The 25,799-nt window shown below is 70.2% G+C and carries 18 protein-coding genes and 1 tRNA gene; 7 read left to right on the top strand and 12 right to left on the bottom strand.

What is annotated here, in order from left to right; all coding sequences use genetic code 11:
* Position 1: 1 nt before the first annotated feature.
* The 7 genes from ACFYZ8_RS14045 to ACFYZ8_RS14015 all read right to left on the bottom strand — a co-directional run bounded on the left by ACFYZ8_RS14045 (position 2) and on the right by ACFYZ8_RS14015 (position 12,981).
* Positions 2–181 (bottom strand): hypothetical protein, encoded by a 180-nt coding sequence (locus ACFYZ8_RS14045; protein WP_359029969.1) that lies wholly within the window; start codon positions 179–181, stop codon positions 2–4.
* Positions 182–192: 11 nt separating this feature from the next.
* The gene (locus ACFYZ8_RS14040) at positions 193–1,278 is read right to left on the bottom strand and encodes a glycosyltransferase family 2 protein (RefSeq protein ID WP_359029968.1); all 1,086 of its coding nucleotides are present in this window, start codon (positions 1,276–1,278) and stop codon (positions 193–195) included.
* Positions 1,279–1,458: 180 nt separating this feature from the next.
* Positions 1,459–1,851 carry a hypothetical protein gene (locus tag ACFYZ8_RS14035; RefSeq protein WP_388532473.1) on the bottom strand — a complete coding sequence of 131 codons (393 nt, stop codon included), beginning with the start codon at positions 1,849–1,851 and terminating at the stop codon, positions 1,459–1,461.
* 646 nt (positions 1,852–2,497) lie between these two features.
* Positions 2,498–5,284 (bottom strand): response regulator, encoded by a 2,787-nt coding sequence (locus ACFYZ8_RS14030; RefSeq protein WP_388532471.1) that lies wholly within the window; start codon positions 5,282–5,284, stop codon positions 2,498–2,500.
* Positions 5,285–5,718: 434 nt separating this feature from the next.
* The gene (locus ACFYZ8_RS14025; protein ID WP_388532469.1) at positions 5,719–6,507 is read right to left on the bottom strand and encodes a leucyl/phenylalanyl-tRNA--protein transferase; all 789 of its coding nucleotides are present in this window, start codon (positions 6,505–6,507) and stop codon (positions 5,719–5,721) included.
* Positions 6,504–9,770, bottom strand: coding sequence for an amino acid adenylation domain-containing protein (locus ACFYZ8_RS14020; RefSeq protein WP_388532467.1), 3,267 nt, complete (start codon positions 9,768–9,770; stop codon positions 6,504–6,506). The genes ACFYZ8_RS14025 and ACFYZ8_RS14020 overlap by 4 nt, the downstream gene beginning before the upstream one ends.
* A 37-nt stretch (positions 9,771–9,807) precedes the next feature.
* Positions 9,808–12,981: a putative bifunctional diguanylate cyclase/phosphodiesterase gene (locus ACFYZ8_RS14015; protein ID WP_388532465.1), complete on the bottom strand. Its 3,174-nt coding sequence runs from the start codon at positions 12,979–12,981 to the stop codon at positions 9,808–9,810.
* A 345-nt stretch (positions 12,982–13,326) separates the two neighbouring features.
* Here ACFYZ8_RS14015 and ACFYZ8_RS14010 point away from each other — a divergent pair, with 345 nt between their 5' ends.
* On the top strand, positions 13,327–14,517 hold the full coding sequence (locus tag ACFYZ8_RS14010) for an MFS transporter (protein WP_388532463.1): 1,191 nt from the start codon (positions 13,327–13,329) through the stop codon (positions 14,515–14,517).
* A gap of 519 nt (positions 14,518–15,036) precedes the next feature.
* Here the strand turns inward: ACFYZ8_RS14010 and ACFYZ8_RS14005 are convergent.
* The gene (locus ACFYZ8_RS14005; RefSeq protein WP_359029960.1) at positions 15,037–15,687 is read right to left on the bottom strand and encodes a hypothetical protein; all 651 of its coding nucleotides are present in this window, start codon (positions 15,685–15,687) and stop codon (positions 15,037–15,039) included.
* Positions 15,688–16,797: 1,110 nt separating this feature from the next.
* Positions 16,798–16,871: transfer RNA gene (locus tag ACFYZ8_RS14000), tRNA-Pro, on the bottom strand.
* A gap of 100 nt (positions 16,872–16,971) precedes the next feature.
* Between ACFYZ8_RS14000 and ACFYZ8_RS13995 the strand changes: the two genes are divergently transcribed.
* The 4 genes from ACFYZ8_RS13995 to ACFYZ8_RS13980 all read left to right on the top strand — a co-directional run bounded on the left by ACFYZ8_RS13995 (position 16,972) and on the right by ACFYZ8_RS13980 (position 21,193).
* Positions 16,972–17,490, top strand: coding sequence for a DUF309 domain-containing protein (locus ACFYZ8_RS13995; RefSeq protein WP_359029959.1), 519 nt, complete (start codon positions 16,972–16,974; stop codon positions 17,488–17,490).
* A gap of 254 nt (positions 17,491–17,744) precedes the next feature.
* Positions 17,745–18,518: a precorrin-6A synthase (deacetylating) gene (gene cobF / locus ACFYZ8_RS13990; protein WP_359029958.1), complete on the top strand. Its 774-nt coding sequence runs from the start codon at positions 17,745–17,747 to the stop codon at positions 18,516–18,518.
* 88 nt (positions 18,519–18,606) lie between these two features.
* Positions 18,607–20,727 carry an MDR family MFS transporter gene (locus ACFYZ8_RS13985; protein WP_388532459.1) on the top strand — a complete coding sequence of 707 codons (2,121 nt, stop codon included), beginning with the start codon at positions 18,607–18,609 and terminating at the stop codon, positions 20,725–20,727.
* Positions 20,728–20,770: 43 nt separating this feature from the next.
* Positions 20,771–21,193, top strand: a complete 423-nt coding sequence (locus ACFYZ8_RS13980) for a hypothetical protein (RefSeq protein WP_388532457.1) — start codon at positions 20,771–20,773, stop codon at positions 21,191–21,193.
* Here the strand turns inward: ACFYZ8_RS13980 and ACFYZ8_RS13975 are convergent.
* Positions 21,180–21,926, bottom strand: a complete 747-nt coding sequence (locus ACFYZ8_RS13975) for a cobalt-precorrin-6A reductase (protein WP_388532455.1) — start codon at positions 21,924–21,926, stop codon at positions 21,180–21,182. The genes ACFYZ8_RS13980 and ACFYZ8_RS13975 overlap by 14 nt on opposite strands.
* Before the next feature lie 139 nt (positions 21,927–22,065).
* On the opposite strand from ACFYZ8_RS13975, the gene ACFYZ8_RS13970 reads away from it, so the two are divergent.
* The gene (locus ACFYZ8_RS13970; protein ID WP_388532453.1) at positions 22,066–22,860 is read left to right on the top strand and encodes an HAD-IIA family hydrolase; all 795 of its coding nucleotides are present in this window, start codon (positions 22,066–22,068) and stop codon (positions 22,858–22,860) included.
* On the opposite strand, the gene ACFYZ8_RS13965 is transcribed toward ACFYZ8_RS13970, so the two are convergent.
* Together ACFYZ8_RS13965 and ACFYZ8_RS13960 are read right to left on the bottom strand one after the other, a co-directional pair.
* The gene (locus ACFYZ8_RS13965) at positions 22,846–23,619 is read right to left on the bottom strand and encodes a sulfite exporter TauE/SafE family protein (protein ID WP_388532451.1); all 774 of its coding nucleotides are present in this window, start codon (positions 23,617–23,619) and stop codon (positions 22,846–22,848) included. The genes ACFYZ8_RS13970 and ACFYZ8_RS13965 overlap by 15 nt on opposite strands.
* A gap of 76 nt (positions 23,620–23,695) precedes the next feature.
* Positions 23,696–24,883 carry a thiolase family protein gene (locus ACFYZ8_RS13960; RefSeq protein ID WP_388532449.1) on the bottom strand — a complete coding sequence of 396 codons (1,188 nt, stop codon included), beginning with the start codon at positions 24,881–24,883 and terminating at the stop codon, positions 23,696–23,698.
* Positions 24,884–24,989: 106 nt separating this feature from the next.
* Here ACFYZ8_RS13960 and ACFYZ8_RS13955 point away from each other — a divergent pair, with 106 nt between their 5' ends.
* A complete protein-coding gene (locus tag ACFYZ8_RS13955) occupies positions 24,990–25,790 on the top strand; it encodes an alpha/beta hydrolase (protein WP_388532447.1) in 801 nt (266 codons plus the stop codon).
* Positions 25,791–25,799 lie beyond the last annotated feature (9 nt).

The following is a 25,799-nucleotide window of genomic DNA, read 5'->3' as shown; positions in this document are numbered from 1 at the left end:
GTCAGCCACTCCTGACGTGTCGGAACGTGCGGGTGAGGGCGGCGCCCCCTGCGATGAGGGCGAACGCGGCCAGCGCCAGGTACAGCGCCATCAGGGGAGTGAAGCCGGCCCCGGTGTGGGCGAGGACGCCCCCGCCGATGCCGGTTCCGGTGGCAATGCCGGGAAGGGTGTTGTGATACATGATGGTTCCTTTCACCAGGTGGTACGGCGGCGGACGGCCGATTTGGCGAACGCCGAAACAGCTACTGCTTGGAGGAAGTACTCGTAGGGGATTTCGTAGAGGGTCGCCGAGGCGAGCATCTGCTTCCTTCCCAACCGCCGTACTGTCACGGCGTGTTCGACCATGAACAAGGCGGTCAGCGCCAGCCATGCCGGGTAGAGGTGGAAGGCTCCGGCGGTGAGTCCGTAGACGATCGTCGCCATATAGGCGATCGATACGATGCAGCCGAGAAGGGTGAGGAGTTGCCGTCCCCAGTAGGAGCGCCAGGTGATCTTGGTGATCCCGTACTGGAAGCAGTTCTCCAAAGCGCCTCGCTTCCAGCGTTCCCGCTGGCGCCACAGCTCTCGCCAGGTCGGCATGACCTCGGTGACGAGCGTGCACTCGGGGGCGGAGAGGAGCTTCTTGCCAAGGTGCTTGAGCGCCAGCGAGAGCTCATTGTCCTCGGTGAGAACGCTGGTGTCATACACGCCCTCGCCGGGGGGGATGCGCCCGGTCCTGCGCGCTTCGATGACGTCGCGCAGCGCGCCGACGCGAAACATGACGGCCGTGCCGGTGAGGACCAGGGTCCGCCCCGCGAGGGAGTTGACGTCCCCGGCGTAGCGGACGTACTCCAGCCTCTGGAAGTGCCCTACCGTTCCGTCACCGGGCGAACCCCGGAACACCCCACCGACGGCGTCATAGCCCGCCTCAAGGCGTCTCAGTGCGTTTCCGACGAAGTCGGCGTCGAGGACGCTGTCGGCGTCGGTCACAAGGACGGCATCGCCATCGGCGAGTGTGGGCAGCACCTGGGCGATCACCTGGTTCAGCGCGCCCGCCTTCTTGTGGCGGTTGGCGAGGGTCGGCCGGACGTCTGCTCCGGCGCCCTCAGCCCGCTGGGCGGTGAGGTCGGTGCAGTTGTCGGCGATGACGAGGATCTTGTCCGGGGGGCGGTCCTGGGCCTTGAGGGCGCCAACGGCGGAGGCGATGCCGTCCTGCTCGTTGTGCGCGGGGATCAAGGCAAGGACCGCGATCCTTTCCGCCTGTTCCGCGGAGGACTTCCCGATCTCGCCGACAGACACGCCCCTCTCCGGCGCACAGTGCGAGTCATCACTGGCCTGGATACGAGGATGCATATGTGTCATGGCGACGGCCTCATTCGGTTCAGCCGTTCGGGGGGCTGCTACAACCTGCGCCCACTCCCTGGCGACAATGTAAGTTTACTTCGTATACTGACACTGTTGCGCATTACGTCCATATGGTCAAGCAGTGAGGAGGTGAGGGCGACTGAGCCGGGAGCGCGTGCTGGCGAACGCGCCGTATCGCTCTGCCTGCTCTCGCAGTGATGCCGCGAGGCCGTGGGCCTGCGTCCGCTCCTCGATGGCCCTGAGCCGGGCGTACTGGGCCAGGAACGCGACGCGTAGTACCAGCAGCAGCGACAGGCTGGCCATCAGGCCGACGATCACCGTGACGTTCACGGGCTCGTCCCGGATGCCACCGACATCGGCAAGCACGATCAAGGGCCCCATCAGGATGAGCCCGATCAGGATCGACAGTCGCCGCCGGGGCAGCCTCTCCTGGTCCTGTGCCGGCTGTGCCGTCCGGGCGACGGATGAGTGCAGCGCCGCCGCCCCCAACAGGAGGGACGAGACCATCCACCCACTTCGGACACGTCCTCCGCGATCGCGGTCCCCCTCGACGCCGGCGTTCCGTAGTAGAGCCCGTCGGCAGCGAGCAGGACCACCAGCCATCCGATGCACAGTTCGCTGCGCGGGCAGGGGGAAATAATGGACGCCCACGACAGAATGCCGAACCCCAGCGTGACGATTCCCCCGTCCAGCAGCCCGGCCCGGTGCAGGCTGCCTTCCTGCTGCCGGGCCGGCGTCACCAGGCCCGCGGCGAACAACAGGTGGCTGCCCAGGTAGAGCATGTAGGCCACACCCGGAAACGGACCTCGGCGTCACGGACCTGCTACAGGCCCCAGATCGTGTCCGCCGCAGCGCACGGTGCCATGGCCGCCGTGAAGAGATACCACGGAAGGACCGCTGGCGGCCTGTTCCTGGTCACTCCCACTGCGATCGCGAAGACGACCGAGGCGGACACCAGCACCGGCAGCATGTAACGCACGGCGGACGAGGCGACCGGATAGGTGACGATCACCGCGGTCCCTGCTGCCGTATACGCCCGGGCCGCCATGTCTCGCGTATCACGGCGGGAGGGCAACCGGACGTGAACCCTGCCCACAGGTTCTCCTTCCCTCCTCCGGCCCACCATCCCTGGCGGCCGTCTGCGGGCGGCTCCTCAGCCGCGTTCGTGGCCGGGAGGGCGGGAGCGGAGCGTCTCCAGGGTCCGACAGGTGCGGTCGAGTTCGGCCTGGAGGCGGGGAGCGGTGTCGGCCAGTGAGGCCGGGTCTCCGGCCCGCGCGTGCTCTTCCACCTCCTGGCAGCGGGCGGCGAGCCCCTCGGCGCCCAGGTTGCCGGCAGCGCCCTTGAGGCTGTGTGCCTGATCTGCGATCTCCTGCGCGTCGTGGCGGTCGAGCGCGTGGAAGAGCGCGCTGGTCATCTCGGGGGCCCGGGCGAGGAAGTGGTCCACCAGCCCGTCCACCAGTTCGTGCTCGGCCGGGGCGCCGGCGCCGCGCAGTTCGTTCAGCCGCTGCTCGATGGAGACGCGCAGGTCCTCGCTGTCCGCTGGGTGGGTGGGGTGGACCCAGCGGGTGAGGGCTTCTTCCAGCTCGTCGGCGGTGACGGGTTTGGAGACGTAGTCGTCCATGCCCGCGTCCAGGCACCGTTCCCAGTCCTCGGCGAGGGCGCGGGCAGTCATGGCGATCACCGGCAGGTGACCGCCGTTGTCCCGTTCCCGGCTGCGCAGTTCCCGGGCGGCGCTGTAGCCGTCCATCCGGGGCATCTGACAGTCCATGAGCACAGCCTGATAGCTGTGTTCCTCCGTCATGCGCAGGGCCTGGACGCCATCGGTGGCGGTATCCGTGCTGTAGCCGAGCCGGGTGAGCATGCCCTGGGCGACCATCTGGTTGATCTGGTTGTCCTCGACCAGTAGGAGATGGCCTCGGTGGGCGGTCGAGGAAGTGATGGGCGCGGGTGCTGCCGAGGCCGGCGTGGCCACCGGCCATGTCTGGGTGGTGAGTTCGACCAGGGAGTCCAGGAGCTGGGACTGGTGGACGGGCTTGGGCAGGCTGCGGGCGATTCCGGCCGCCTCTAGCTCGACGGCGGGCACCGGGGGGCCGGAGGTGAGCAGCAGCAGCCGTACGCGGGCGAAGTTCTGGTCGGTGGTGATCCGGCGGGCGAGCTCCATGCCGTCCATGTCTGGCATGTAGTGGTCGAGGAGTGCCAGGGCGAAGGGACGGCCCGCGGCCTCTGCCTCGTGCAGGGCCACCAGGGCCTGGGGGCCACAGGTGACCACGGTCGGCTCGATGTGCCATCTGCGCAGTTGCGTGTCGAGGATCAGCCGGTTGGTGTCGTTGTCGTCGACGACCAGGACCCGCAGCCCACGAAAAGTGTCGGGTTGCAGAGGGGCCGGGGGCTGCTCGGAGGTGTCGGGTGCGCGCACAGGGACGGTGAAGTAGAAGGTGCTGCCCTGGCCTGGCAGGCTGGTGAGGCCGATGGACCCTCCCATGGCCTCGATGAGCCTGCGGCAGATGGCCAGCCCCAGACCGGTGCCTCCGAAGCGGCGGGTGGTGGAGGCATCAGCCTGGGAGAAGGCGTCGAACATCCGCCCCTGATCGGCCTCGGCGATGCCGATGCCGGTATCGGCCACCTCGAATTGCAGCCACGGCGCCCGCTCTGCGGGTGGCCGGGACCGGGCCGGATGGGCACGGAGCAGGACCTCGCCGGATTCGGTGAACTTCACCGCATTGGACGCCAGATTGAGCAGGATCTGCCGCAGCCGACCAGAGTCCCCGAGCACCACCGCGGGCAGGTCGGGACTGCAGTCGCTGAGCAGTTCCAGACCCTCGGCCTGGGCGGTCTGCGCCACTAGCGAGACGACTTCCTCCACCAGCACCTGCGGACTGAAGGCGACCTCGTCCAGTTCGAATTTGCCCGCCTCCAGCTTGGAAAAGTCCAAGACGCCGTTGATCAGCGACAGCAGCGCCGTGCCGGCGGCCCGAATGCCCTGCGTGTAGCGGCTCTGCTCGGCATCCAGTTCGGTCCCCAGCAGCAGGTCGCTCAGCCCGATGACGCCGTTGATGGGGGTGCGGATCTCGTGGCTCATGGAGGCGACGAAGTGCGATTTCGCCTGGGATGCGGCGATCGCCTGGTCGCGGGCCTCCGCCAGAGCGGCTTCGGCCTGCTTGCGCTCGCTGATGTCCCGGATGAAGGCGTTGAAACAGCGCGCCTTCGCCGACTTCAGCCGCCACACCGACAGTTCGACCGGGATCTCGTGGCCGTCGTGATGCAGGGCGGTGAACTCGATCTGACGGCCCAGCACATGAGCCTCCCCGCCCGCCAGAACCCGCTGCAGAGCGGCCATGTGCGCGGCACGGTACCGCTCAGGAATGATCGTCTCCGTCAGGGGACGGCCCATCGTCTCACGGTGGCTGAACCCGAACAGCCTCTCTGCGCCCAGGTTCCAGTCGATGACCAGGCCGTCCTCGTCGATGGCGACGAAGGCGTCCCGGGCGGACTCGATGACCGAACGTGCCTGATCCTGCAATAGCCGCAGCGCTTCCTCCCTGCGCCGCTGGCCCTCCGCCTCACGAGTGAACCCATGCACTTCGAGCGGCTCGCCTGCGGGGTCCCTCACCACCCAGGACGTCGTCTCCGTCCACACCCAGTGCCTGTCGGCGTGCCGCAGACGCAGACACACCGCCACCCGGCCGTCACGGAGCAGATCCCGCTCCGCCCACTCGAATTCCTCCACATCGCCCGGATGCACCCAGGACTCCACCGACGTTCCCACGATCTGCTCGACCGGCCGACCGAGCATTGCCTGCCCCGCGGCGGAGACCTCCCGGTAGAGTCCGTCCATCGTCCGGCGGAAGACCATGTCCGGAGAGTTCTTCAGCAGCAGTCGAAACCGCTCCTCGTCGTCGGCCGCATACTGCCTTGGCGTGGCTGTGGACTCCGGTTCCATCGTCCGCCTCCACATCTCAGGAGCGACCACAAGGCGCGGCCGGGGCCACCGCCCGACCGGTCGCGACGCATTCGGTGTGGCGGGCGATGACTGAGATCAAGCGATCCGCTCGTCGGACATTTCCAGCAAAGAATGAACCACTGAAGATCGCAAACCGAGGGAGCGGACGCCGACCCGGGGCTGCGGTCGGCTGCGGTATTCGGTGGCCTCGTTGCCAGGCACCGTCACGCTCATGCCTTCCCGCGCCGGTCTTCTGACGGCGACTCAGTTTCGGTATGCACGAGGGCATGCCCCCGATGACCGGATTCGCCGGGCCTTCCGGAAAACGAGCGGTCCTCGATCAGCGCCCCAGCCGATTGGGTCTCTTGGTGACGGCTCGCGCCGCGGGCTCGCGTGCCTCGCACGGAACGGGGCGGGCAGCGCGACGAACGCGATCAGCGCGATCCCGTCGGCTGGGCGAGGCGGCGGGCGGGCAAGGTGGCGGTGGGCATCGGGAGGGTGTCGCGCCCGGTGCTGTGGAGGCGCTGCACGTACTCCTCACGCGGTACGAGAACACAGCCCAGGTCACGGACGTGCGGGCGGTCCCGCTGCGCGTCGAGCAGTTCGCCGCCGGCCTGCGCGAAGCGCGCCGCGAGATCGGTCACCGCGACCTTCGAGGCACCGGGACGGTGGAAGAACATCGAGTCCATGCTGAAGACCGATCCGACCTGAAGGCCGAAGACACCGCCGATCAGATCGCCGTCCTCCCACACCTCGACGCTGTGGGCATGACCCTGATCGTGCAGGCGGACCAGGCTCGCGACCAGTTCGTCGGTGAGCCACAGGGGGACGCGGCCGGCGCGGCATTCGCGGACCACCCCCTCGAACCGCCGGTCCAGGCTGGTCGACCACGGCAGCCGGTTGCGCAGCCGCCGGGCGAGGCTCCGGCTGAGGTGCGCGGCCGAGACGGGCAGCACCGGCCTGGGGTCGGGCGACCACCAGGAGACGGCGTAGGGATCGGCCGATACCTCGCCCACGAGCCGGATGCGGCCCTCCTGCACCTGATCGGCGAAGACCACCTCGTTGAGGGCGCGGGTGTACTCGTCGGACGCCGGGAACGGATAGACGCCGGCGCGGTACGCCGCCAGGAGGCCGGCGGGGCTGAGATCAGTGCCGAAGGCCACCGGACCGTCGGGCGCCGCCCCCAGCACGTCCAGCGCCTCCCAGCGAGGGCACCGGCTCACCACTGGGCCGCTCCCTGTCCTTGGCCCTTCACCGGCCGGACGTCGTCGGCCTGCTGGAGGAAGTCGATGTAGCGGTCCATCATCTCCGCGTCCACCGGCGGAATGTCGACCCCGGCGTCCGCCAGCGCCCGTTCCGCGTTGCCGCGGGTGAACTCCGTGAAGACGCCCTGGAAGTACATCTCGCTCACGGTGATGTCGGCGCGCGCGCACCGGTCGACGAAAAGCGGGACGAACGGGGTGATCGGGTCGGTGGGATGCCCGGCCGCGTACTTCACCAGAGCGGCGACCCACTCGGCGTACGGGACCTCCTGGACCGAGTGACCCCGCCGGCGCAGGCGCTCGGCCAGCGAACTCAGCAGCGCGGGGCGGGGGTTGGTGAGATGGTAGACCTCGCCGCGAGCCTGACCGCGGGTGGAGATGTGTCCGATGGCACGGGCAAGGTGGTCGGCCGGCAGGAAGTCCAGGGGCAGCCGGACGTCCGGGCACAGCCCGGTCCGCGCGATGAAGTCGAAGAGGGCGGCCAGTTCGCTGCTGGTGTTCAACACACCGGTTCCGCTGCGGCCCGTGATGTCCATCAGGCGGTAGACGGTGACCGGCAGGCCCGCGTCGGAGGCTTTCCTCAGCAGCGCTTCGCCGACCCATTTGGTCTCCACGTATCCCACCGACAGATACTCGGGGAAGCGCAGCGGCGTGCTCTCCGTCACCTCGTGCACCCCGGCCGGCCCGAATCCGGCGAGCACCGCCATGCTGGAGGTGAAGTGGACGGGGACGTTCCGGTGGGCAGCCAGGCGGATGATCTCGTATGTTCCGTCGACGTTGGCCGCACGCAACTCGTGGTACGGGTAGATGAAGTTGACCTGGCCGCCGAAGTGGTAGACGGCGTCAATGGTCGATCCCAGCTCCTCGAACCGGCTTGGGGACAGACCCAGTCCGGGCTTGCCCAGGTCGCCGACGACCGGCTGGACGCGCCCGCTGGGCAGATCGCTGCGGACGTACCGCTGGTGGTTCGCGCGGATCCGTTCCATGCCGTGTTGATCGTCGGATGCCCTGACCAGGCAGAGAACCCGTCCCGTCGTCCTGCGCAACAGCTCGTCGATCATGTGCGCGCCGCAGAACCCCGTCGCCCCGGTGAGGAGGACGTCGCCGGGGCGCCCAGGGTCCCGAGGCGGTGCGTCACGGCCCACGCCCGGAATGTGCCGATCGGTCTCGGCGGCGAAGTCGACGCTCCCGCCGCCCGGGTGGGCCAGTGTGCCGGCACGTGCCTGGCGTACGGACTCGGCGAACGCGGCGAGCGTCGGATACCGCAGCAGCGAACGGGTCAGGTCGCGGATCTGTGTGACGCCGATGCCGAACACGACGCGGGTCCGGGCGAGCATCTCCATGGCCAGCAACGAGTTGCCGCCCAACTCGAAGAAGTCGTCGTGTGGTCGGACATAGTCCACATCCAGGATCTGGCCCCACAGCTGGGCCATCCCCTGCGGTACCGGAAAGTCGTCGGCGCCGGTCGGCGGCGCCGCGGTCAGGGCTTCCGGCACAGCCCTGCGGTCGACTTTTCCGCCGGGTGTGAGGGGCAGCCGCTCCACCGCCTGGAAGGCCGCCGGTATCATGTGGCCCGGCAGGATCTCGGCGAGCGCCGACCGCAGCCGTGCGCGCAACACCGCCTCGCCGCCGGCCGGCAGCGAGGTCGGCGTGAAGTACGCGATGAGGTCCCGGTCGCCTCCTGCGTGTGTCCGGGCCACCACCATCGCCTGGCCGATCTCCGGGTGGGAGGCGAGCGCGGCCTCGACCTCGGCCGGGTCGACCCGGAACCCGCGGATCTTCATCTGGTCGTCGACCCGGCCCAGCACTTCCAGGTTGCCGTCCGAGCGTCGACGGCCCAGATCCCCGGTGCGATACATCCGGCCCCCGGGCGCCGAGCCGTGCGGGTCGGGCAGGAACTGCTCCGCGGTCAGGGCAGGTTGCCGCCAGATACCGCGTGCCAGACCCGGGCCGCCGATGTAGAGCTCGCCGCGCTCGCCCGGCTGCACCGGGCGCAGTTCGGCGTCGAGCACGTGGACCTGACCCCCTTCCAGGGGCCTGCCGACCGGGGCGACGGCGGTGTCCGGCGCGGCGAGCACCTCCTCGTTCAGGTCGCAGAGCGTGGAGGTGATGGTGGTCTCGGTGAGTCCGTAGGCGTTGACGAGCCGCGCGCCGGGGATCCGGTGCCGAATCGCGCGGCAGTCCTTCGCGGTGACGATCTCGCCGCCGACGATGACGAGCCTCAGCGACGCGAGGCTCTCGTCGCGGTCCGGGACGGAGATGATCCGATGCCAGTAGACGGGGGTCAGGTCGGCGACGGTGATCCCGTGCTCCGGAAGGCGCTGCAGCAGTTCGGTGGGCGCCCAGGTATGAGTTCCCGCGAGGACGAGTGTCGCGCCACTGATCAGCGTGGCGAAGATCTGCTCCAGTGAGGTGTCGAAGCCCAGCGCCGCGGCGTGCAGCACCCGATCGCCGGGCCTGAGTTCGTATGCCCGGGCCACCGCGGTGAGGGAGTGGGCCAGCGACCGGTGCGTGATCATCACACCCTTGGGCGGTCCGGTGGATCCGGAGGTGTAGATCACGTAGGCGAGGTCGTCCAGCCGGGGGCCGGGGGCCGGCCGCTGTCCCTCCGGTGGCACCTGCGTGGCCGGTTCGCCGGTGTGGATGATCCGAGCCTCGCACCCGGCGAACATCGGGGCGTGCTCGCGGCTCGATACGATGAGACGTGAACGGCTCTCCCCGACCAGTCCGGCCGCCCGTCGCCGCGGAGTCGCCGGGTCGAGGGGCAGGAACGCGCCGCCGGAGCTCAGCACCGCCAGTAGTGCGACGACCAGCTCGGGCCCGCGGTCGAGGCACACGGTGACGAGGGACTCCGGGCCGAGACCCGACTGCCTCAGCCGGTGGGCCAGCCGGTCCGCGCGGTCGGTCAGCTCGGCGTAGCTGAGCCGGCCCTCGTCCGAGAGCACCGCGAGAGCGGACGGCTCGCGCCGCGCCCGCTCCCGGACCAGCTCGGGCACGGTGCCCCGCCCGGGCCTCCCCCCGGTGCGGGCGCTCGCAGGCCGCATGTCGGTCCACAGGCGGTCGACCAGGGTCGCGCACCACCCGGCGGGCGCCGGCCCGCCGAGGCGACGCCACCCTGCCGGAATCGGGCGGTCGGCGGGCCAGATCGCGTACTGCTCCTCGTCGTTGCACAGCACGACGCACCGCGCGGCCGACTCTGCCGACAGCTGTTCACGTTCCGTCACGTCGGGCCTCCTGCCTAGCGGGAGAGGGCCGCCGCCATCACCGTTTCCTTTCGGCGGGCGCCCCGGACAATCCTGCCAGGCGGCCGAGCGGCGGCCCGAGGACGAGGTGCTCCGCCTCCTCGGCCCTGACCGGCTTGGCGAAGAGGTACCCCTGGCCGAGTCGGCAGCCCATGGAGATCAGCAACTCCTGCTGCCTCACGTCCTCCACTCCTTCGGCGATCACCGTGAGGCCGAGGGTGTCGGCGAGATGCGTGATGCCCTCGACCAGGGCGTACTGCTCAGTCGAGCGCCCGAGTTGGTCGACGAACGACTTGTCGATCTTGAGTATCGAGATCGGGAACTCGCGCAGATAGCTCAGCGACGAGTAGCCCGTTCCGAAATCGTCGATCGCGAAGCGGATCCCGAGGTCGGTGAGCGAACTCATCTCAGCCAGTATGCGCTCGTCGTTGTACATCAACACACTCTCGGTCAGTTCCAGTACGAGAGACGACGGTTCGATTCCGGAGAGTTGCAAGGCGCGCCGCACCACGTTGTGGAACTCGTCGTCCCTGAACTGACGCGGCGACACATTCACACTGACGTAAGGTGCGTTGCGGTCGGCCGGCCCGTGGCGCAGCACGGAGTCCTCCCACCGGACAGCCTCGGCCGAGGCCTGATCAAGCACCCAGGCGCCGAGCGCGACGATCTGCCCGCTCTCCTCGGCCAGCTTGATGAACTGCTCCGGCAGCACCATGCCGCGCGTGGCGTGGGGCCAGCGAACGAGCGCCTCGAAGCCGGCGATCTGCCCGCTGGGCAGTTCCACGATGGGCTGGTAGAGCACCGTGAACGACGTCTCGACCGACGAACTGTCCAGGCCCGCCTGCAACTTGGCACGCTCGGCCATGCCGCTCTGCAGCTCCGGGTGGTAGCGGCGCCACTGGCGCTTCCCCGCCGTCTTTGCCGCGTACAGCGCGAGATCGGCGTGTGACAGAAGTTCGACCGAGTCGATACTGTCGTCCGTCGTCGCCACGCCGACACTGGCGTACGCGCTCACCGGCCCCACACTGAGCCGGAACGGCTCGGCGAACACGGTCATCACGTGCTCGGTGAACTTTTCCACGCCGGCCGGGGTGGCAGAGCCCTCCACCAGCAGTGCGAACTCGTCGCCGCCGACGCGCGCGGCGGTGTCGGAGGCACGGACGGTGGTCTGCAGCCGCAGTGACAGCGCGACCAGGAGTTCGTCGCCCACACCGTGGCCGTGTATGTCGTTGACGACCTTGAATTCGTCCACGTCGACGAAGAGCACACCGACCACGGTGCCCTCGCGCTGAGCCTGCACGAGAGCGTGGTTGATCCGCTCCTGGAAGAGCACGCGGTTGGCCAGGCCGGTGAGCGAGTCGTGGAACGCCTGGTGGGTGAGTTCGCGTTCGAGTTTGCGCTGTTCGGTCACGTCCCGCAGGGTGAGCACCACGCCGCCGACGGTGGCCTCTTCGCGCAGGTCGCTCCACCTCACCTCGACCTCGATGGTCGCCCGGTCGGTGCGCACCATGCGCCAGTGCTCGCGCCTGGCCTGGTACTCGCCGTTCCGTATCCGGCCGAGCGTCTCGGCCACTGCGCGGCTGTCCTGCGGCGGTATCAGATCAACGAGCAGGGTGCCCTCCAGGTCCGGGACGCCGAGCACCTGGTCGGCGGAGGGGCTGGCGTAACGGACCCGGTCGTCGTCGTCGAGGATCAGGATGACGTCGGAGGTGTTCTGCACCAGCGTACGGAAGTACATCTCGCTGTTGCGCCGGTTGACCTCCTCGGCGAGGGCGACCCGCGCCGCGGCGAGTGCCGACTGCGCGGCGAGAGTCGCCAGCGTGTCGCGGAGCACGAGCAGGTCGCGCTCGTCCCCGGCCACGATCAGCGCTCCGATGAGCGGGTCGCCAGAGGGGTTGACCTGCGAGATGAGCGGACAGACCAGTGCGTGGCCGGGGCGGTTCGCGTCCTCGTCCAGGCCGGTGAGGTGGGCGGCAAGATCGGGCCCCACACCGTCGATGGTCACCAGGCGGATCTCGCCGGACGCGATCAGTTCCCGTATGGCCGCGGTGGCCCGCGCGGACCGAGGTCCCTCGCCGCCGCGCGACCCGTTCACCCAGATGTGGTCCGGCAGGGTGAGCAGCGCGGAGCGCGGCGGGCTGTGCGCCGTCAACTCCGTCACGGCCGAGTTGACGGCGGCGGCCAGATCCCGCAGATCGCCCGCTCCGCCCAGCGACGACACCGCGTTGAGCAGCACCTTCTCCCGGCCGACCGCCCGCCGGTGGGTCGCCACCACACCCGCCAGGCGGTAGAGGACGAGGAGGAAGAGCACGGCGGAGAACACCCCGATGACACCGACGTCCGACCTCACACCGCGCACCGCCTCCGTCAGGAGGATGACCGGCGCGATCAACGACGCCAGGGCGAGCAGACTCAGCCGTCCCGTGCCCGTCTCGGCGCGCCATTCCACCGGCTGGGTCAGCGACCGCATGCTCGGATCGAGCGCGGCGGCCGCCCAGGCGCCGTACAGGACGGCCCAGCCGAGATCGACCGCGGTACCAGTGCGCCAGGTCCCGTTCACTTGAATCAGTCCATAGGCCACATCGGCTGTGAGCAGACCGACAGTGCCCGCAGTGAGCAGCATCAGCGAGCGGCTCTTGCCGCCACGGCCGGCGAGCAGGCGCAGCAACATCGCCAGTACGAGGATGTCGCCGAGCGGATAAGCGATGGAGAACGCCTTCTGCACCCAGGTGAGGCCCTCGACGCGGGCATACGGATCGATGAGGAAGAGCCACGACAGCAGCGCCAGGCCCGCTGTCAGCGTCAGAGCGTCGACAAGGCTCACGCGGTCGCGCCAACTCGTGCGCCAGTGGACAAGACTCAGCAGCCCGGCCGCGTAGAGCGGATATGCCGCAAGATAGAATCCGTCGGCGATCGACGGAAACGGGATCTCGTCCTTGAGCAACTCGATGAGGATGATCTGCGTGGCCTGGCCCGCGACGAAGGCAAGGTTTCCCGCGGCCAGCAACAGCCAGGGGAGCCGGTGCACCGGGTGATTGAGAAAGACACCGAGCACAATACCGAAAACGCCGACGACCCCAATGAAGACGAAGATCATCCGCTGTTCCGGGAATACGTAGTAGAACGCTGTCAGCGCGACGATACCTGTGCTGACAGCAGCCATCGCAGCCTGGCTTCGCAGTGGCGCGTTCATCCCAACTAACCTCCTGGGAGGGATACTTGCTGGGCAGGCCCGGGCTGACAAGGCAAAGGAGAATTCTCCAGGCCGGGACTTGGCCTGGCCGCGCCGATGAACACGATCGGTGTATACGCGGCCGCCGGTATACGCGGCCGCCGGTATGCGGAATCCTTATCACCGAGACATCGACGTGTCTTCCACCCAGCTTACCCGGATCGCCATTTTCCGCACGCGCACGGAGAGATACCGCGTCGCGTCGCGAGCTATCGCGCCTTGCGCGAAAATGGAGTATAAGGAGGACGCAGCAACCGGACCGGATCCGCCCAGCGACGATCGGCTCCTGACGGCGCGTGGAGTCCCATGCTCTCCGATTACCGCCGGATCTTCTCCCCCGCAGGCAGTCTGCTCTTCTCCGCCGCGGGCTTCATTTCACGCCTTCCGCTGTCGATGATCGGCGTCGGCATCCTCATCATGCTGTCGCAGCTCGGCGGTCAGTACTGGCTCGCCGGCGCGGTCTCCGCCACACAAGCGCTCGCCGCCGCGGCGATCGGACCGCAGATCTCCCGGCTGGTCGACCGTCATGGCCAGCGCCGGATCGTCCTCCCGGCGACGGCCGTGACGGTCGCCGCCATCTGTGCGCTCCTGCTGTGTGCCCGGTACGCCGCCCCGGACTGGACGTTGTACGTCGCGGCAGCGGTGGCGGGCTGCATGCCCAGCATGGGCGCGCTCGTCAGGTCCCGCTGGGCGGAGATCCACCGGGAGTCACCGCGGCTGCTGCACACCGCGTTCTCCCTTGAGTCGGTGCTCGACGAGGTGGTCTACGTCGTCGGCCCCGCCCTGGCGATCACACTGTCGACCAGTGTCGGCGCCGAGGCAGGGCCGCTGATGGCCGCGGTTCTGCTCACCGTGGGCGTCCTGCTGTTCGCCGCCCAGCGGCGTACGGAACCGCCGGTGCGTCCCGGGCCACACAGCGCCGGGGCCAGCGCCCTGCGCGTTCCGGGACTCGGCCTGCTGGTGCTGACGCTGACGTCGGTGGGCGCGTCCTACGGTTCGGTGGAGGTCACGACGGTGGCGTTCGCCGACGCACACCACCACAAGGCGCTCTCCGGCCTGCTGCTGGGCGTGTACGCGCTCGGCTCGGGCCTGGCGGGCGCGGTCTTCGGTGCGATCAGTCCGCGGGGGGCCATCACGCGGCGTTTGCTGGCCGGCGTCTGGGTGATGGCCCTGACGATGGCACCACTGTTGTTCGCGCCGAGTCTCGCGGCGCTGGCGGGGATGCTCTTCGTGGCGGGCATGTCCGTCGCGCCGGTCCTGATCACCACCATGGGACTGGTGGGCAACCTGGCGCCAACCGCCCAGCTCACCGAGAGCATCACCTGGATCGTCTCAGGCCTCTCCGCCGGGGTGGCTCTGGGCTACGCCACCGCCGGGTGGGTGGTCGACATGGTGGGGGCCTCGCTGGGCTACTGGGTGCCGTGCGCGGCGGCCCTGCTCGCCGCCTCGGCAGTCTCCCTCGCCCTGCCCCGGCTGACCCGCGTCGGCGTGCGGTGAGGGCGGCCGGGCCCCGCCGCGAGTGGTCGTGCGCCCAGGTCGGCCCACGGCACGCGCCGGATCCGCGACGAGAGCCGACAGCACCCTTGTGTGCGGTTCACAGGGCCCCCTGGCCGCACCCGAGATGCCGATGCGCGTCTTCCGCCGCCTCGCGAGCACCGTGTGGCCCCAAACGGATCATCGAGCCATGCTCGGATGCGTGTGCGCCGACCAGGGCGCCGAGGCGCACACATGGCGGGCGGGGGAGCGGCCACCGCTTCGCCACCCAGGTGCGCGGCCACCACCCCGTAGATGGCCGGCGGCGGAACCTGGAACGGCTCCGGGGCCCTACCGGCCGGGTGGCTCAACCCGGGCCGCGTGGTCTTCGTCGTGGTCGACACTGCTCAAGCTGTGAGATTTACGTGCTGCTCGGTACGCCGGGCCACCGGCACACAGCTCTAGACGAGGACGAGGGCCTCGGGCAACACCATGCTGATCTGCGTCTCGGTTCCCGCGGCCGCCCCGGCCGGGGCTCGGGACTCAGTCGTCGCGTCTGATGCTCTCGCTCGGCAGGAATTTCTGGCGAGCCCAGAGACTCAGCAATGCCGTGCCGCCGACGAGAGGCGGCACCGGGTCTCGGCCAGGCGGAGCCAGCACGTATCCCAGCGCCGCAACCGTGCAGACCGTCAGGGGGATGAACGCCGCCGCACCCTCCATCCCCCATCGCAGCGCGGGCTGTGCGGCGCCCAGGGCGCTCGCCCCTCCGGACACCCAAGGGCAGACCGCGACCACCAGCAGCCCCGCGGTAGCGCAGGGGTCCACCAGCTGACAGGACATCACCTCGGGGCCGTGCCGGCCGACCGTCAACAGTCGCAGAGTATCGCCGATCAGCATGAGGGACAGCCCGGCGATCCCGACCCACAAGGTGGCTCTCTGGTCGCTCCGTACACGACGGCGCAGGGCGAACAAGAAGCTGAGGAACACGACCTCCCCGGCCCACAGGGCACCGACCATCCCCGTCCCCAGCCGCCAGCCGCCACCGGCCCCTCGCAGCAGTACCCATCCCGTCATGAACGCGGCCCCGGCTGTGACGACCCCGTCGAACACACGCCGCAGCAACATGTGCCGACCTGTACTGGCATCGGCCGCGACCACCAGGCCGGCCATCCCCAGGCCGACCATCAGCGTCACTCCGGTGACCACCACCGAGCCCAGCAACGATCCCCCGTCCCGTCCCGAAACCACGGGCTGAGCCGACAGCAGGGTGACCGCTCCCCGGTACACACCTCCGGCTACCGCGGAACCTCCCAACAGCAGCACACGCGTCCGCACCCGTCCGCTCGTTCCCCTCGCGCGGAGCATCAAGGAGGCCGCCAACCCCCAGCAACCGGTGGACGGCCCGAAAGCCACCATCCGCTCCGCCCCGCTCCCGGCCGCCCACGCCCCGCCGATCGTCAGCACTGCCCCCACCAGACATGCCACGCCGATCGCGCCCCAGGTCCGTGGCCAGGTCCGAGGGCAGCGGCCCGCGCGGAGCCCGGACACGTCCGGCGACTTTCCCAACCCCGACATCAGGTGCGCCTTTCCACCGGTCCTCCGTCCGCAGGGCCTCCCCGCAGTCCCCGATCCACTCGGAAACCGTAAAGACTCGCCATCGGCCCCGAACGGAACCATCGGTTCATTCACTCGTACTGCGTAAGGAAGGAGAAAACACCGACCCTCCGCCTCGCGCGGCCCTCGTCTCGGCAGAGAATCCGGGACGCGTTCCCCTCCGGCCTGCGGTGTACTCCGCTGCGAGCACCAGACGCCCCGCGGCAGACGCCGGTCCGGGCGGGGGCCGCCCCGTACCCGACTCGGGCGACAGGCCGCGCGGGAGGCGCCGCGTCACGACCACCTTCGTCTCCGCGTCCTCCAGCAGCAGGCGGAGCCGCACCGGCGGATGCCCCGCCGCGGCGAAGACGATCGAGGCAGCCGCCGACGATGGTGTCCGGACCCGACGCCCGGTCCGCGCAGTCGGCGGGCGACGCTACCTGCGCCTTCGGGAGTTGCGCGTAGGTGAGCCGTAGCGTGTTGTCCGTCACCGCTTCGGTGTCCGCAGATGCGTCTGGACGGGCGCGGCGGGGCACTGGCCCGTCGAGGGCGGAATTGCGCACAATAACGGGCCATATGGCGCACCTTGGCCAGGGTCAAGGCGCGCGTCACCGCAGTCAGGGGCTCTGGTCCCCAACCGGTCCCAAGAATGATCAAGGGGCCGTCTCAGATCTTCTCTGATACGGCCCCTTGACCTACGACTTCGCAAAGTCGGGACGACAGGATTTGAACCTGCGACCCCTTGACCCCCAGTCAAGTGCGCTACCAAGCTGCGCCACGTCCCGGTGCACTGCCCCGCGGTGGATCGCGGGAACGCGCGTACAGAACTTTACCCCACGTCGGGTGCCGGACCGAAGCGGGCACCGGGCGCGGGACAATCGACGTATGGCCAGTACATCCTCAGGACGGCAGACGGGCGCGCGGGACCGGGACGGCGACGGGCGGGCGCGCAACGCCCGGCCGCGGGACGGGCTCGGGCGGCCGCTGCCGTACGGCGCGGACGGCGTCGCCCGGCAGCCGGAGGGCGTGGTGCGCACCCCGCAGGAGACCGTGGCCGAGGCTCAGGAACTGCTGGACGCGGGCCGCCCCTTTCATGCGCACGAGGTCTTCGAGGACGCCTGGAAGTCGGGACCCGACGAGGAGCGGGCCCTGTGGCGGGGGCTGGCCCAGCTCGCGGTGGGACTGACACACGCGGCCCGGGGGAACGTCACGGGCGGGGCGAGGTTGCTGCGACGCGGCGCCGGGGCCGTGGAGGAGTGGGGCGCGTCCGGTGCCGGGCGGGGGCGGCCGTACGGGATGGATCTGGCCGGGTTGACGGGGTGGGCGCGGCAGCTGGCGAGGGATGTGGAGCAGGGCGGCTCCCCGGTGGACGCGCGGGCTCGCGGGCCTCGGCTGCGGGGGTGAGGTGACGCCGGGCGCATCACGCTGCACCAGGGCAACGGGCACGACGCCCCGACGACCGAGCCGCTGGGCCACGGCCGCCGGCCATGCCCGGCGCACTGGGCTTGCAGCGCGGTTGCGGGCCTGACTGACGCCGGGCGCGGACCCGGCACACGATTGCCGGCGCCGTGCCCCCTCGCAAGCCCGAAGCCGTCGCCCCCGACCCCGTCCCCGGACGCGGTGCCGTCGCTGTCAGTGGGGTGGGGCAGACTCGGGGTGTGCGAAAGATTCATGTGATCGGTATCGGCGCGGGCGACCCGGAGCAGCTGACCCTCCAGGCGGTGCGGGTGTTGCGGAGCACGGACGTGTTCTTCGTGCTGGACAAGGGCGAGGTGAAGAGCGACCTGACGCAGTTGCGCCGGGACATGCTGGACGCGCACATACCGGAGGGGACGTACCGGGTGGTCGAGGCCCGGGACCCGGAGCGTGACCGTGGTGCGGGCGGTTCGGCGTACTCCCCGGCCGTCGGGGACTGGCGCAGCGCCCGTGCCGACATCTACGAGCGGCTGATCGCCGAGGAGCTGGGCGAGGAGGAGAGCGGCGCGTTCCTGGTGTGGGGGGATCCCGCGCTGTACGACAGCACGCTCGGCATCCTGGAGGAGATCCTGGAGCGGGGCTCGGTGTCCTTCGAGTACGACGTCGTGCCCGGCATCAGCAGTGTGTCGGCGCTGGTGGCACGGCATCGCACCGGGTTGAACCGGGTCGCGCGGCCCGTCCAGATCACCACCGGGCGGCGCCTTGCCGAGGGGTTCCCGGAGGGCGTGGACGACGTGGTCGTGATGCTCGACGCCCACCAGGCCTTTCGCGCGTACGCCGACGACGACATCGACATCTACTGGGGCGCCTACATAGGCACGCCCGACGAGATCCTCGCGTCCGGGCCGATCGCCGAGGCCGCGCCCCGCATCGAGCGGCTGCGGGCCGAGGCCCGGGAGCGCAAGGGCTGGATCATGGACACGTATCTGCTGCGCCGCAACCCGAAGGAGCAATGACCCGAAGCGGCGGTATCCGGAGCATGGGCAGGCACCCGGGCGGACCGCCCGGCATGCACGGATGGCCCAGCGGTGTGATCGTGCCCTTGTGACCGTCGCCGAGGAACCCGCGGAATCCGCACCACCCGCACCCGCCATACCGCCCGCACCGCCCGCCGCCGCCCAGCCCCCCGTACTGGACGCGCGCCGCCGCAACGTCGTCTTCGTGACGATCATGCTGGGGATGCTGCTCGCCGCCCTCGACCAGACCATCGTGGGCACCGCGCTGCCGACGATCGTGTCGGATCTCGGCGGCGCCGAGCACATGTCGTGGGTGGTGACGTCGTATCTCCTCGCGGAGACCGTCGCGACGGTACTGGTCGGCAAGTTCGGCGACCTGTTCGGCCGCAAGGTGGTCTTCCAGGTGTCGGCGATCGTGTTCATCACGGGCTCGTTCCTGTGCGGTCTGGCCTCCAACATGTCGTTGCTGATCGTGTGGCGGGCGATGCAGGGCGTCGGGGCCGGTGGTCTGATGGTGACGGCGATGGCGTTGATCGCCGATGTCATCCCGCTGCGCGAGCGCGGCAAGTACCAGGGCGCCATCGGGGCCGTGTTCGGCGTGGCCACGGTCATCGGTCCGCTGCTCGGCGGGCTGTTCACCGACCATCTGACCTGGCGCTGGGCGTTCTACGTCAACGTTCCGATCGCGATCGTCGTGGTCGTCGCGGCCGCCCGCACCATCCCCGTGGTGAAGTCGGCGGTGCGGCCCGTGGTCGACTACCTGGGCATCGCGTTCGTCGCGGTGGGTGCCAGCGCCCTGATCCTGGCGACGAGTTGGGGCGGCAACGAGTACGCGTGGGGTTCCGGCGTCATCATCGGCCTGTTCGTCGGAGGTGTGATCGCGCTCGGTCTTTTCTGCTGGGTGGAGACCCGGGCTGCCGAACCGATGCTGCCGATGCGGCTGTTCGCCAACCCGGTGTTCACGGTCTGCTCGATCCTCAGCTTCATCGTGGGCTTCGCGATGCTGGGCGCGATGACGTATCTGCCGACGTATCTCCAGTACGTCGACGGCGACTCGGCCACGGTCTCCGGGGTACGGACGCTGCCCATGGTGGTCGGCCTGCTCATCGCGTCGGTCGCGAGCGGCAACGTGGTCAGCAAGACCGGGCACTACCGGCTGTTCCCGATCGCCGGCTCCCTGGTGATGGGGCTCGGGCTGTTCCTGATGTCCCTGATGGGGCCATCGACCGGCACCTGGCTTGAGTCGTTGTACATGTTCGTGCTGGGTACCGGCATCGGGCTGTGCATGCAGGTCCTGACGATCGCCGTGCAGAACACCGTCGAGTACGCCGACCTCGGCACCGCGACCTCCGGGGTCACCTTCTTCCGTACGCTGGGCAGCTCGTTCGGCACCGCGGTCTTCGGCACGATCTACACCAACTCCCTCACACCCAACCTCAAGGACGGCATCGCCTCCGCGGTGCGGGCGGCGGGCGGTGGACTGGATCCGGCCGCCGTGACCAAGGCCGCGACCAGCCCGGCGGGACTGCACGGACTTCCCTCGGCCGTCGCCGCGCCGATCATCGACGCGTACGCCGACACGATCCAGACCGTCTTCCTGTGGACCGTGCCGGTCGCCGCGCTCGGCTTCGTCGTCGCCCTGTTCCTCAAGCAGGTCCAGCTGCGCGACAGCGCGCGGGCCGGTTCGACCGACATGGGCGAGGGGTTCGCGTCACCGTCCGGGGCGGACTCGCAGCGGGTGCTGGAGGCCGCCGTCGGGAAGATCATCGGCAGTACGGACCTGGACACCGCGCGCCGGATCATCACGGACTCCGACACCCGGCTCGATGTCGCCGGGGCCTGGGCCGTGATGCAGGTGGAACTGCACACGCGGATGGTCGGCCACGCCAGCCTCGGCATGATCGCCGCGCGCCGTCATCTGCCGCCCGAGGTGCTGCTGCCGGTCTTCGACCGGATGGTCGAGGAGGGTTATCTGACCCGGGCCGGCCATCTCCTCTCCCACACGCAGGCGGGCGCGCGCGAGGCCCGGGTCATCAGCACGGCGTGGGGCAACTGGCTGGCGGACCGGGTGCAGCAGGACATCGGCCGCCCCTCGGGCACGGACCTGCGCGCCGCCGTCGACACGATCGCCAAACGCCTCCTGGTGGAGGACCTGAGCACCGGACTGCCGCAGCGCACGAGGGAGTTGGCGGGCAGCACCACCGCATGAAAACCGGGTGCCCGACAGGACGGGTGACCGTCATACTCGCGGGATGTCCCCCGTGCCCACCCGGTTCCACGACCCCGGCTCGACGGCCTTCGACTTCAGCGGCACCGTGCTTGTCCGCTGCCCGCGCTGCGTCGGGATCGCGCACTTCGAGCGGTGGACGCGTCCGGAACCCCACGTGATCTGCCGTTCCTGCGGCCTGTCCAGACGCGTGGACGGATGCGCCTGGCCCGACCTGTGGCTGCGTACCGGGACGAGGCACGGTGAACTGTGGGCGTACAACCTCGCCCACCTCGACCTGATCAGGCGGTTCGTGGCCGCCTCCTTGCGTGAGCGGGGCCCCTGGTACGAGCACGGCAGGAAGATGACCTGCCTCGCCCGTCTGCCCGCCTGGGTCAAACGCGCCAAGAACCGTGACGAGGTGCTCCGCGTGATCGACCGCATGCGGGGCTCCGTCACGGCGAGTTGAGGTCCAGCCACTCCAGGACGCCCGCCACGTCGGGCACGGACGTCACACCGTCCGGGAGGGGCGGCCGGCGTACGACGACCACGGGCAGGGCCAGTTCACGGGCGGCCGTGAGTTTCGCGGAGGTTGCCGTTCCCCCGCTGTCCTTGGTGACCAGGACGTCGATGCGGTGGTCGTAGAGGAGCGTCGACTCGTCGGTGACCGTGAACGGGCCGCGGGCCAGGAGCACTTCGGTGCGCGGGGGCATGGGCGGCTCCGGCAGCTCCACCGACCGTACGACGAAGTGCAGTTCGGTGAGGTGGGCGAAGGCGGCGAGCTCCATGCGTCCGGTGGTCAGGAACACCCGTCGGCCGAGGCTCGGCAGCAACTGCGCGGCCTCGTCGAGGGAGTCGACCGGATGCCAGCGGTCCCGCGGTCCGGGTTGCCAGCCCGGGCGGCGCAGCACCACGGAGGGCACGCCGGTCACCGCGGCCGCCCGGGCCGCGTGGGCGGTGATCGCGCGGGCGAAGGGATGCGTGGCGTCGACCAGCGCGTCGACATGCTCCTCCCGCATCCAGTCGGCCAGCCCCGCCGCCCCGCCGAACCCCCCGATCCGCACCTCCCCAGCGACCGCGCCCGGCCGCGTCACCCGCCCCGCGAGAGAGGTGGTGACGCGCACGCCCGGCCGCGACACCAGCGCGGCGGCCAGTTCGCGGGCCTCGGTGGTGCCGCCGAGGATCAGGATGTGCGGGGACATGGCGGGTAGCGTACGAGGTCAGGGGCGCGAGGCGGCACGGCGGGTGGGCGGCTTCGACCGACGTCCGCCCCCTCTCCGGCAGGAGACGCGGGACGCACGACGACAGGCGTTCCCGCCCGTCCGTGGTTATCGTCCGGGCATGGCATCCGTACGCGCGATCCTGATCGACATCGACGGAGTTCTCACCGTGTCGTGGGAGCCCTTGCCGGGGGCTGTGGCGGCCCTGCGGGAGATCCGGGAGGCCGGTTTCGGGGTCGCTCTCGTGACGAACACGACCTCGCGGACGCGGGCGTCGATCGCCTCGGTGCTGGAGGGGGCCGGGTTCGAGGTGTCGGCGCAGGACATTCTCACCGCGCCCGCGGTCACCGCCGCGTATCTCGCCGAGCACTGGCCCGGTGCCCGGTGCACGCTGCTGAACAGCGGGGACATCGCCGAGGATCTCGCGGGTGTCACGCTCGTCGACAACAGGGCCGAGGATGTCGATGTCGTCGTCCTCGGTGGCGCCGGGCCGGAGTTCGGTTACCGGGCGCTCAACGACGCCTTCGGGCATCTGCAGCGCGGGGCCCGGCTGGTGGCGATGCACCGCAATCTGTACTGGCGTACGGCCGACGGGCTCCAGCTCGACGCCGGGGCCTTCCTGGCCGGTCTGGAGAAGGCCGCCCGGACCGAGGCCGAGGTCACCGGCAAGCCGTCGCCCGCGTTCTTCGAGGCCGCGCTCGCCCGGCTCGGGGTCGGGGCGGACGAGGCGCTGATGGTGGGCGACGACATCGAGTCGGACGTGCTGGCCGCGCAGCGCGCCGGGCTCACCGGGGTGCTCGTGAAGACCGGAAAGTACCTGCCGGAGGCCCACCGGGCGGCCAGTGGCGCACCCCACCACGTGATCGATTCGTTCGCGGACCTGCCGGCGCTGCTCGACGTGTCAGCGGAGCAGTAGCTGTACGCCGCCCACGATCGTCGCCGCGATCACCAGCTGTTCGAAGAGCCGCTGGTTGATGCGGTTCACCGCCCACTTGCCGAGGAACGCGCCGGGCACGACGAACGCGACGAGGGCGAGGTCGAGCAGCAGCGAGTGGCCGTCGATCAGGCCGAGGCCGACGCTGAAGGGCACCTTGGAGACGTTGACGATCAGGAAGAAGAACGCCGAGGTGCCGAGGAAGCCGAGTTTGCGGAAGCCCGCCGACAACAGGTACATCGACATCACCGGGCCGCCGGCGTTGGCGACCATCGTGGTGAAGCCGCCGAGGACGCCGTAGGAGCGCGCCTTGACCCGGCCGGTCCGGGTGGCGACCGAGTCGGGTTCCTCCTCCGCGTCGGCCACGCGGCGGCGCCAGACCGTCACCGCGGCCATGAACAGCAGGATCGCGCCGATCGACGTCCGGACGATCCCGTCGTCCGCCCACTGCAGGAACAGCGTGCCGGCGACCACGCCGACCGCGACCGCCGGGAACAGGCGCCAGAGGGTGGGCCAGTGGGCGTGCCGTCGGTAGGTGAGCACCGCGAGCACGTCCCCGGCGATCAGGATCGGCAGCAGCGCGCCGGTGGAGGCGCGGGCGGGGAGCACCGCGGCGAAGATCGCGAGGCTGATCGTGTTGGCCCCGCTCACGGCCGTCTTGGAGAAGCCGACGAGCAGGGCCGCGGCGGCCAGCGCGGCGAACCCCCCACCGGAAATGTGCCAGAGCGTCATCGTGTCCATGCGGAGACCGATGCTAGGTGCAGGTAAGAGATCTTGTAAGTGCCGTCTCGCCGAGTGGTCCTGTGCGGACCCCGGGCTAGTGCCGCTCCACCAGCACCGCGCTCCCCTGCCCCACGCCCACGCACATCGTCGCCAGCCCGCGCGCCGCCCCCGTGCGCCGCATCCGGTGCAGCAGCGTCGTGAGGATGCGGGCGCCCGAGCAACCGAGGGGGTGGCCGAGGGCGATCGCGCCGCCGGTGGGGTTGACGCGGTCGGGGTCGATGCCGAGCTCGTCGACGCAGGCGAGGGCCTGGGCGGCGAAGGCCTCGTTGAACTCGGCCTCCTCGATGTCGCCGACGCTCCAGTCCACGCGGGCGAGCGCCTTGCGGGTGGCGGGGACCGGGCCGATGCCCATCACGTCGGGGTGGACGCCGGCCGAGGCGCCGGCGACGTACCGCCCGAGGGACTCAAGGCCCAGGTCGTCCAGGGCCTCTTCGCTGACCAGCAGGAGGCCCGCCGCGCCGTCGTTCATGGGTGAGGCGTTGCCCGCCGTGACCGTGCCGTCGGCCCGGAAGACGGGCTTGAGGCGGGCCAGCTTCTCGTAGGAGGTGTCCTCGCGGATGCACTCGTCGGCCTCGACGAGCACGCCGTCGGGGCGCTCCACGGGCAGCAGTTCGTCGTCGAAGTGGCCGTTCTTGCGGGCCTCGGCGGCGAGGCGGTGGCTGCGCAGGGCGAACTCGTCCTGGCGCCTGCGCGGGATGCCGTAGCGCTGGGCGACCTCCTCGGCGGTCTCGCCCATGGGCAGCAGGGCGTGGAGTTCCTTCATGGCCGGGTTGACCAGGCGCCAGCCGAGCCGGGTGTCGTGCGTCTCGATCCGGTGCGGGAGGGCCTCGTCGGGGCGGGGCAGCACGAAGGGCGCGCGGCTCATCGACTCGGAGCCGCCCGCGAGCACGATGTCGGCCTCGCCCGCGGCGATGGTGCGGGCGGCGGTCGTCACGGCCTCCAGGCCGGAGGCGCACAGCCGGTTCACGGTGGCGCCGGGCACGGTCTCGGGCAGTCCCGCGAGCAGCGCGGCCATGCGGGCCACGTTGCGGTTGTCCTCGCCGGCCTGGTTGGCGGCGCCCCAGTAGACGTCGTCGATACGCTCCGGGTCGAGAGCCGGCACGTCGGCGACCAGGGCCCGGATCACGGTCGCGGCGAGGTCGTCGGGGCGTACGGCGGACAGGGCGCCGCGGAGTCTGCCGATGGGGGTGCGGCGGGCGGCCGCGAAGTGGACGGGGCGCACGAGGGGACTCCTGACCGTCGTCATGGGTGAACCGGGGAGCTTGGATCAGCCCGGACCGCTTTAATTAGCACTGCTAGTTTCGGACTATAGCGCAGCTGGAGGAGACATGACCGAGCACGTCCTCACCGGAACCCGCGGGACCCTCACCGTGCGCGAGTGGCCGCACGACAGCCCCCGCTACGTGGCCCTCCTGGTGCACGGATACGGCGAGCACATCGGCCGGTACGAGGAGCTCGCCGGAGTGCTCGGGGCGCACGGCGCGGCCGTCTTCGGCCCCGATCACACCGGGCACGGGAAGTCGGCCGGCGAGCGGGTCCTGATCGAGGACTTCGAGGACGTGGTCACGGATGTGCACGCGGTGGCCGAGCTGGCCCGGGGAGCCCATCCCGGCGTGCCCCTCGTCGTGATCGGGCATTCCATGGGCGGGCTGATCGCCGCCCGCCTCGCACAGCGCCACGGCACCGAGCTCGCCGCCCTCGTGCTGTCGGGCCCGGTGATCGGCGCCTGGGAGCTGCCGGGCGCGCTGCTCGCCCTCGACGAGATCCCGGACACCCCGATCAGCCCGGCCTCGCTCTCCCGTGACCCGGCGGTGGGCGCCGCGTACCTGGCGGATCCGCTGGTCTGGCACGGGCCGATGAAGAGGCCCACGGTGGAGGCGTTCGCCCGCACCCTCAAGACCGTGTCCGAGGGCGGCGGCCTCGGCCCGCTCCCCTTGCTGTGGCTGCACGGCGACGACGACCGCCTTGTCCCGCTCGCCGGGAGCCGTGTCGGTGTCGAGGAGATCAGGGGCGAGAGGTTCACCGAGCGGATCTACGCCGGCGCCCGGCACGAGGTGTTCAACGAGACGAACAAGGCGGCGGTCTTCGCAGATGTGACGGACTTCCTCGACGGGGTGCTCATGAGCTGAGACACCCCT

This window comes from Streptomyces sp. NPDC001668, from assembly GCF_042893155.1.
GTDB lineage: Bacteria > Actinomycetota > Actinomycetes > Streptomycetales > Streptomycetaceae > Streptomyces.
The sequence above is the reverse complement of the archived record's forward strand: the minus strand, read 5'-3'. Positions and strand labels throughout refer to the sequence as shown.